Annotated in this window: 6 protein-coding genes; 3 read left to right on the top strand and 3 right to left on the bottom strand. The window is 43.3% G+C overall.

Annotated elements, in window-relative coordinates; genetic code table 11:
* Positions 1 to 117 precede the first annotated feature (117 nt).
* Positions 118 to 1,077, bottom strand: a complete 960-nt coding sequence (locus tag AK963_RS22925; RefSeq protein WP_139117599.1) for a hypothetical protein — start codon at positions 1,075 to 1,077, stop codon at positions 118 to 120.
* 359 nt (positions 1,078 to 1,436) lie between these two features.
* On the opposite strand from AK963_RS22925, the gene trpB reads away from it, so the two are divergent.
* The 3 genes from trpB (at position 1,437) to AK963_RS22910 (ending at position 5,676) form a co-directional block, all read left to right on the top strand.
* A complete protein-coding gene (gene trpB, locus AK963_RS22920; RefSeq protein ID WP_066017734.1) occupies positions 1,437 to 2,642 on the top strand; it encodes a tryptophan synthase subunit beta in 1,206 nt (401 codons plus the stop codon).
* Between the two features lie 222 nt (positions 2,643 to 2,864).
* Positions 2,865 to 4,778, top strand: a complete 1,914-nt coding sequence (locus AK963_RS22915; RefSeq protein ID WP_238593822.1) for a hypothetical protein — start codon at positions 2,865 to 2,867, stop codon at positions 4,776 to 4,778.
* Positions 4,779 to 4,821: 43 nt separating this feature from the next.
* On the top strand, positions 4,822 to 5,676 hold the full coding sequence (locus AK963_RS22910; RefSeq protein WP_066017732.1) for a hypothetical protein: 855 nt from the start codon (positions 4,822 to 4,824) through the stop codon (positions 5,674 to 5,676).
* A gap of 112 nt (positions 5,677 to 5,788) precedes the next feature.
* Here the strand turns inward: AK963_RS22910 and AK963_RS22905 are convergent, their stop codons facing one another.
* On the bottom strand, positions 5,789 to 7,264 hold the full coding sequence (locus AK963_RS22905; protein ID WP_066017731.1) for an SMP-30/gluconolactonase/LRE family protein: 1,476 nt from the start codon (positions 7,262 to 7,264) through the stop codon (positions 5,789 to 5,791).
* A gap of 102 nt (positions 7,265 to 7,366) precedes the next feature.
* A complete protein-coding gene (locus tag AK963_RS31515; RefSeq protein WP_175404607.1) occupies positions 7,367 to 7,543 on the bottom strand; it encodes a hypothetical protein in 177 nt (58 codons plus the stop codon).
* Between the last annotated feature and the right edge of the window lie 140 nt (positions 7,544 to 7,683).

The raw sequence follows: 7,683 nt of genomic DNA, 5'->3' as shown, positions 1-7,683 counted from the left end.
GATCATCCTGAGTTTTAATCTGACTGGCTATTTGATCTACCAGTTTTTCGTTGATTTCAACGCTCATTGTTATTCTCCATTTTGGAGTATTAACGACAAGCGTTTACACAATTTAAATTACATTCCCTCCCGCCCTTTGACCACCAGATAGATTCCATAGATCACTGCAGCACCGGAAAGCCCTCCAGGAATGCCAACAACACCGCAAATTGTAAATTTCCTCTTAAAACATAAACCCTTCAGTCTTTGCCATAAAGTCTTATCTTCGCTTTCACGATGACTCATTGTTGCAGACTCTGCACATTCATCTTTAGCTAAAGCTTCCTTTGCTTTGGCAACTCTTTCTTTTAGTTCACCATCATTAGAGGTTAATAGTTTGTCAATATCGTTTAGAAGTCTGTTTTTTTCCTTTTGAAGCCGATCTGCCATCATAGATAGATAAGAAACATGTATTTTTAATGCTGTTCGATCCTCTTTTGAGGATTGAATTTGTTTTATTGTTTTTTCTAAATCAGTTGTAGTGTCGACAGCTGTCAGTAAATCAATCCCTATCTTATCTGTTAGAATTTCCAGATCTTTTGCTCTTAAGTTAACCTCTTCTAAGAGTCTTCTGGTGTCTGTTTCTATAAGATGCATTTTATTGCTTAAGGTTGATAACTTACTATTTAGCCTGTCCGTAGCACGATGGGTGTTCATGAATTCATTTCGAAATCGAAATAACTCATCTCTCATATCTTGGATGTTATGGCTGTTGCTTTCACTTTGACGGAGAAGGATATTAAGCTTTTCGGTAAGCGTCTCTCTAAAATATACACTCACAGTTTCAGCAGTTGTTCTGTCACCACTTGTATTGTTAAAGGAAACAGTCCTTGTCTCGATGGGTCTTTGTTGTTGCGATACTGCTGATGCTGATGCATGTCCAACAGGTCCTGCTCTTGAAGATAGGTCAACGCGTAATGTTCTACCGGCATTGGTAAGTGGTTCCTGTCTTCCAATGGCTTCAGTACTACGGGTAGGGGTATTTTTTGAGTAGAACTGAGGCATTGTACTTCGAATTGAATCCGCATAATTCTCCATGAGAAACCCAATGAAAAATGAAATGTCGAAAAAACTATTTCACTTTCACTTGGTGAGCAGATCAGTGAAGGGCATTATCCAACCATCGATTACAAGTGTCGAAATGAAACGCGTTTTTATTGCTTGAAATATAGCTGATATTTTTCAGTTGTCTTATTTATTCTTGGCATCTAAGAGTGTTTCGCCTCTTTGAAATTGACTGTGCACATTACATGAAAAATTTGCTACTGACCCATTTTTTATGGGTTTTTACTGGATTAGTATAAGACACTGACTGTAAATAGTGGCATCCTGCTGGCTGCAAAGTCCTGAGGAAGTTCAGGGATAACAACGACAATACCAGTCAGCAGGTAAGCGACATGAGTACAAAACTTGAATTTGGTCCAATGCCAGATGATACCGGCCACTTTGGCAGCTATGGTGGCTCTATGGTTCCTCCGGCTCTTGAAAAAGCCATCGCAGATGTCACCTCTGCTTATGGAAGCATTCGACAGGATCCAGCTTTCCGAAAAGAGTTGCATACTCTCTACAAACATTATGTTGGAAGACCCAGCCCGGTTTTTTTCGCCAAACGTTTGTCTGATGCCATCGGTGGCGCAAAAATCTATCTCAAGCGGGAAGATTTGAACCATACCGGAGCTCATAAAATCAACCATGCTATCGGTGAAGCCCTGCTGGCGAAATATATGGGGAAGAAAAAAATCGTTGCCGAAACGGGAGCCGGGCAACACGGTGTGGCCATGGCAACGGCCTGTGCCCTGGTAGGGATCGAATGTGAGATTCATATGGGGCAGATTGATATTGAAAAAGAGGCACCCAATGTGACTCGAATGAAGGTGCTGGGCTGTAAGGTGGTACCGGTGACGTTTGGTACCCGTACCTTGAAAGATGCGGTAGACAGTGCATTTGAGGCTTATCTGTCCGACCCGGAAAGTCAGCTCTATGCCATCGGCTCAGTGGTTGGCCCTCACCCTTTCCCCATGATGGTACGGGACTTTCAGCAGATTATTGGTGAAGAGGCGAGAGATCAGTTCCAGGAAATGGAAGGGCGCTTACCAGACTATGTAATGGCTTGTGTCGGAGGTGGCAGTAATGCTATTGGTCTCTTTACTGCTTTTCTGAATGATCCGGAGGTCAATATTGTCGGTGTTGAGCCTGCCGGTAAGGGGCTTGATACCAGTGAGCATGCAGCCACGATGACTCTGGGCAAACCGGGTGCTATTCACGGTTTCAAATGCTATGTGTTGCAGGATGAGGAAGGTGAGCCTTTACCCGTTCACTCTATTGCATCAGGTCTTGATTACCCCGGCGTTGGTCCTCAGCACAGCTATCTGAAAGATATTGGTCGAGTGGAATACCAAAGTGCTACCGATCAGGAGTGCCTTGATGCATTTATGACCCTGTCGCGCAAAGAAGGTATTATTCCTGCGCTGGAAAGTGCTCATGCTGTTGCTTATGCCATGAAACTGGCTAAACAGTTATCATCAGAACAGAGTATTCTGGTTAATCTTAGCGGCAGGGGGGATAAAGATCTTGACTTTGTCGTAGAGAAACTCGGGCTCTAGACCTTCAGGTAACCAGGGCCTGAGAGGGCTCTGGTGTCTAATAGCCGGTATATCTTCTGTCAGGTCTTTCGAGAAGTTTTTACTCAGGGGTGAATAACCAGGGATTGCGAGAACTGAGTGAACTTTATTAGCGTCTTAATTGACTAAGGAGTTACATATTACAATTAAAGTATAAATTAAATGGATGGAATACAGAGGGGCGCTCAGGCTTCCGGTGCTGCCTTGAACTCATTAGACAGAAGCACTGATCATCGGGATCAACGTCAAAATGCTACAAAGAGCCAACCGGGTACTCTTAAGCCTGTTACTCATTACAGCCTGAAACTGGCAAACCCAACATCGACATACAATACGACTCAAGCCCCGGCTCAACAAGACCAGCTCTGTGGTAGAGCTTTTGAAGAGGTATGTCAGCATCATCTTGATAGGCTTGCCGATAGAAAAAGAACTGCACTTGCTCTTCATATTAGAAGAGAGAAAACTCACCCTGAATATCGATCTGAAAAACAACAGATTGCAAAAATAGTGTTAAAACAGCTTGTCCTAGAACAATTGCACAGAGACACTGAAACCCGTCATCATGAAAAACTTGATTCAATTATTACTAAACACTGCGATGAAATACATCCTTTTATAATGCAGGGAGGAATGCTTGATTATAGCTATAAGCTTGTGGATCCTGAGAGCTTATGGCCTATAGCGGACAAATATAAAACTTCTGATATGAGAAAACGTGAAAAGGCGGCAAAATCTTTGTCTGTGCAGTCGGATCAACTGGCTGGTATTTTCTCTGCATTTGAAAAGTTAACTGAAGCATCAGAGTCATGTGATGAACGAGTTGAAAAAAAAATGCTGGCTTGTTTTTTGGCTGCTCGAGAAACAAGTGATGGTGAATCAAACTTGTGCTATATCGATTTTCTCGAAGCACATATGTATGAAATAGAAGATATGTTACTGAATAATTGTTCTGTATTTGATATGCAGATGATTATTTCTGTCTGGTACTATGCCTTATCCCGGCTATTTAAAAAGTGCTTTCTTCACCAGCTAGAAGGCACATATGGAAACCGTCCAAAGGGGAGGAGAGGAAAGAATTTAGTTCATAACGAAAGCCGGGAGAATTTTCAAGAAAAATGTATAAAAATGTTTGAGTGGAGTAGCCGGAGGAACTTTCATCGGCTGGCATCGATTGATTCGGTGTCTGCCATTTGTACCATTTTGACAAGTATGTACAGTGATCCAAAATCAAATGTAAAAGAGCTTATATATCAATACTCTCTTGCTTCGGTTGATGCGGCTACGTCAGGTGTTGATAAAAGAGTTGCATACACGAATTATATTATTTCCTGTGATCTCTTAAAGGATTTTTCAAAATTTTGTCAAGTAAGCAGCGCGGCTGCACAGCATACACTATATCCTCTATTGGTTATGCTCTGGCATGATCTGGGGCTTAGAAGTAATGCCTGGGATAGCAAAATGCTTCTGAATCCTGAGGGGGCTCTGGAGCACCTCGAATGGCTTGGAAGCAGTAAGGATATGCTGGAGAAGATGAAACCGGAAGTTGAGCATCATGCTCAATGGCTATCGGTTAGCTCTGGAAGGGGGGAAGATAGGAAGCAAATGGATGCCCCCTCTTATGTAATACTCTATTACTATCTTATTGGTCAGCAGAGCAAAGCAGAAAAAGTTGCAGGTCGAGTTAACCTTAAGAATTTAACGGTTTTTGATGCACTGGTAAAAGTAAGCCAAAAGGAATATGTCGGAGCAATTAAATGTATTACTAGTGATAGTCGTACTCATCGTCAGTTGAAAGCGTTGGCTGCAATACTTTATGAAAGAGCTGCAAGTGAGGTTGGTGAACAAACAGCAGAAGGCGGTGAATATCTTAATGCTGCGATCAGAGAATTATCTTCACAATCGCGCTATAGAAAGGAGTTGTTAAATCCCCTTGCCAGGGTTCAGGAAAAGCTGGGTCATACCAATGAATGTCTTAAAAGTTTACAGGAGTATAAAAAATTCTTGCAGAATGAATTAAGGGTTGCAGGTTCGAATCAGGAGGTTGTTGTATTACAGGCTCAGATTGATGATCTGCATAGCAGGGTTGTAGTGCCAAAGGCAGAAAAAAAAACGCGGTAAATCTAATTCTGAAGATAATAGAAAAAAGTCAGATGATAAGATATTGAGTAGACGGGACAGATCACAAAAAAAAGAAGTCAAGGTTTTAACTGATAATAATCCTGTTCTTGAGTTTTCTATAACTCCTCCCTTAGAGAGAGGGGGCTATAAAGGCCAACAAGCTCAGAGTGATATTGATTTATTGTCATCAGGAATTTGCAATTCTTCTCCTTGTGAAGATATTGAAGTAAGTGTAAATAATGATTTTCAAATTCCAGATTATTTAGCAGAAGATGAAGTTGAAGATGAAATGGCCCTGACTCTTCGTAAACGTTGGCCACTTTATAATGCTCTAAAACGTTCGGGAAGAATTGACTATGAATGGCTGGTTGAAAGGCACGACGACCTTTTAAGGAAATATAAAAAACCAGTTAGTCAGATTTTATTGGCTCAAAACAAAGTTTGGACTTTAAGAAAAAAGGTAAGTGATATCTATGCGATCTTGCTGGAGGCTCATCAACATAGTGAGGCTGCATATGTACGCAAGATTCACACTCGTCAGCAAATTTTAGAGATATTGTTCATGACGATAGATGCTATAAGCAAAGAGTGGACACAAGAGTTGCCAGAATTCTGGCAGACTGATCCATGTAGCATTCTGGAATCTGGGAGTTTGAAGTCTATGTTGGTGAAGTCTTCTCCACGATTTGCTATACAGCTGGCTTCTTTGTTTAAGACTACTGGTCATGTAATGAAAGAGGATCTGGCTGAGGATCAGCCTGATGAGCAGGAGGGGAAAGAATATGCTCATGAGATGTTTGGAAGAAATCTGAATGAGTTCTCTGACCTGGCTGGAAAGTTTTATACTTGCGGTAATTTAATTAAGCGTCACGCAAGGTCGGTGTTAAGGGATGACTAGTTTGATATGGAGGAGCCTTTTGCGGATCCTCCTATTCATCAGAATGCTATTTTGACCAGTACAATGGTATATGTTTGCTTGGTAGTACTAGCAGCACTAAGAGCTGTCTAATTCAGGGGGTCTCGTCAATGGCTGCAACCACACCGGTTCTGATTCCTACATATGCGGCGCCATTGGGCCCCAAAACGACAGGTGCAGTAACACTGGATAGAGTATCTGTAATTCCACCACTTCCTGTGCCGATCAGTCGATCAAATTTCTCTTCTCCGGTATCAAAATCAACCGCCGTCAGGTACCAGCCTCCTAAACGGTCTTTATCATTTTGTTTCTTGAAGGTGTAGAAATAGAGTATGCCATTATCAGTAGACAGAATTGGCAGGGATTGAGAGAGAAGCTCGGAGTTCCAGGTCACATCACAGCCGCTGCGATCCTTCCGTACATCAATACGCATGACGCCCGGAGAGGTTTCCAGGGCATTACCGGAATAAACATGTCCATAGTCGTTTTGTACAACCATGGCATTACCGTATACCAGGATGGAGTTTTCAGTCGCACTTTCTCCGGGCTTGAACAGAGGAACTTTGCATACTTCCCGATTTCCCTCAATGTCGGAATTGCGACGATAAACCATCAGGTGAGTTGAGGGAGAACCATCATCAGCAATGGTGACCAGATCATCTCCAATCAGCGTTGGTGAGGTGCCCGAGCCAAAAGAAAGGGTACCTGGCTTCTGTGCTTCTCCCCGGTCATAGGGCATGCGCCAGCTCCAGTAGGGTTTGCCACTTTCAGTATCAATCTTGAATTGATAAAGGGCGTGGGTTGAAACGATGTAGACACCTTCTTGATCCACTGCAAAGGAGTTTTGAATAACCTCGTCGTCACCTTCCATTTGGTAGGTATGGAATTCTCCGGTCTTTTGATCCCGGTAACCGGTATAGCCGTTACTGGTAACAAACCAGAGGTTTCCTTCCCAGTCCGGCATGACATCATGAATGTTGCTGCCTTCAGGCATAACGCCGCTGATATCGTACTCTTCAGCGACGACCCATTGTGGCTGGTCACCAGACTTATCCAGCTCCAGAATTTTAATGGTGTTATCTGCTGGCGCGAGAATTGGTCGATCCTTGTGATCAAGGTGGAAGTAACCACCACCACTGTTGTCCCCGGACGTTTTCATTGGCATATCGTATTGAGCGATGGTTTCCAGAGTATCGGGATCCAGAAGGTGCAACTCCACGCCGGTCAGTTTGATGCTGACGGTAATCAGGCGGCCTTCGGTATCAAAGGCGATATTGGGTGCGACGCCAACGATGGAGCTGAAGTTGCGATGAATGGCCTGAGTATTTTTCCCTAGGGGGCCTGGATAATCTGTGATATTCCGGTTGTAAGATCCACCGTGCATACTGCTGCGCTGGGATTCAGCCAGCCAGGGGTGATCAGGTTGTAAGGCGCCAGGCATGGGTTGAGCGACTGCCGGTGAACCCAGTTCAACAGGTACTTCATTTTCGGTTGCTTTTAAATAGGAGAACGTTGAGATAGCTGTGAATGCAGCAATGCCCAAAGCAATTTTTGTTTTAGAGAACTTCATGATGCTTTCTTCTTTTTTGTTTTAATTTTTTGCCATTACAGGGCGCAAAAAGCTTACAAAGGAAAACCTTTGTGCATTTTGTAACCTCTGTTGTTCATTTGCTCAGGCCGTGGCCAACCTGGTGGCTTCGACTTTCACTGGAATTCCATGTACCACCGCATTACCGGTCAGCTCATCGATCACTTTCTCATTGGTGATGTCATTCAAGCTGACACCAGCATGGGCTTCAGCAACTGTGATTCGGGTACCTGGCCGGTTATGTCCCCAGGCATGAGGCATACAGACGACACCATGTCATCACCGATGTAATAAGTCTTCAAAACACCAGTTTAATTTGACCTCCCGATTAACCCTTTTCTGGCCGATTGTTTTCCTGTTGGTATCAAGCAGGGAGCAGCGCCATGACCAATCGAGAGGAC

The organism is Endozoicomonas atrinae (genome assembly GCF_001647025.1).
Lineage (GTDB): Bacteria > Pseudomonadota > Gammaproteobacteria > Pseudomonadales > Endozoicomonadaceae > Endozoicomonas > Endozoicomonas atrinae.
The sequence above is the reverse complement of the archived record's forward strand: the minus strand, read 5'-3'. Positions and strand labels throughout refer to the sequence as shown.

Bases quoted from the DNA above. Each gene is read 5' to 3' on its own strand.
- AK963_RS22925 (WP_139117599.1), bottom strand. From the start codon at position 1,077: ATGGAGAATTATGCGGATTCAATTCGAAGTACAATGCCTCAGTTCTAC.
- trpB (WP_066017734.1), top strand. From the start codon at position 1,437: ATGAGTACAAAACTTGAATTTGGTCCAATGCCAGATGATACCGGCCAC.
- AK963_RS22905 (WP_066017731.1), bottom strand. From the start codon at position 7,264: ATGAAGTTCTCTAAAACAAAAATTGCTTTGGGCATTGCTGCATTCACA.
- AK963_RS31515 (WP_175404607.1), bottom strand. From the start codon at position 7,543: ATGCCTCATGCCTGGGGACATAACCGGCCAGGTACCCGAATCACAGTT.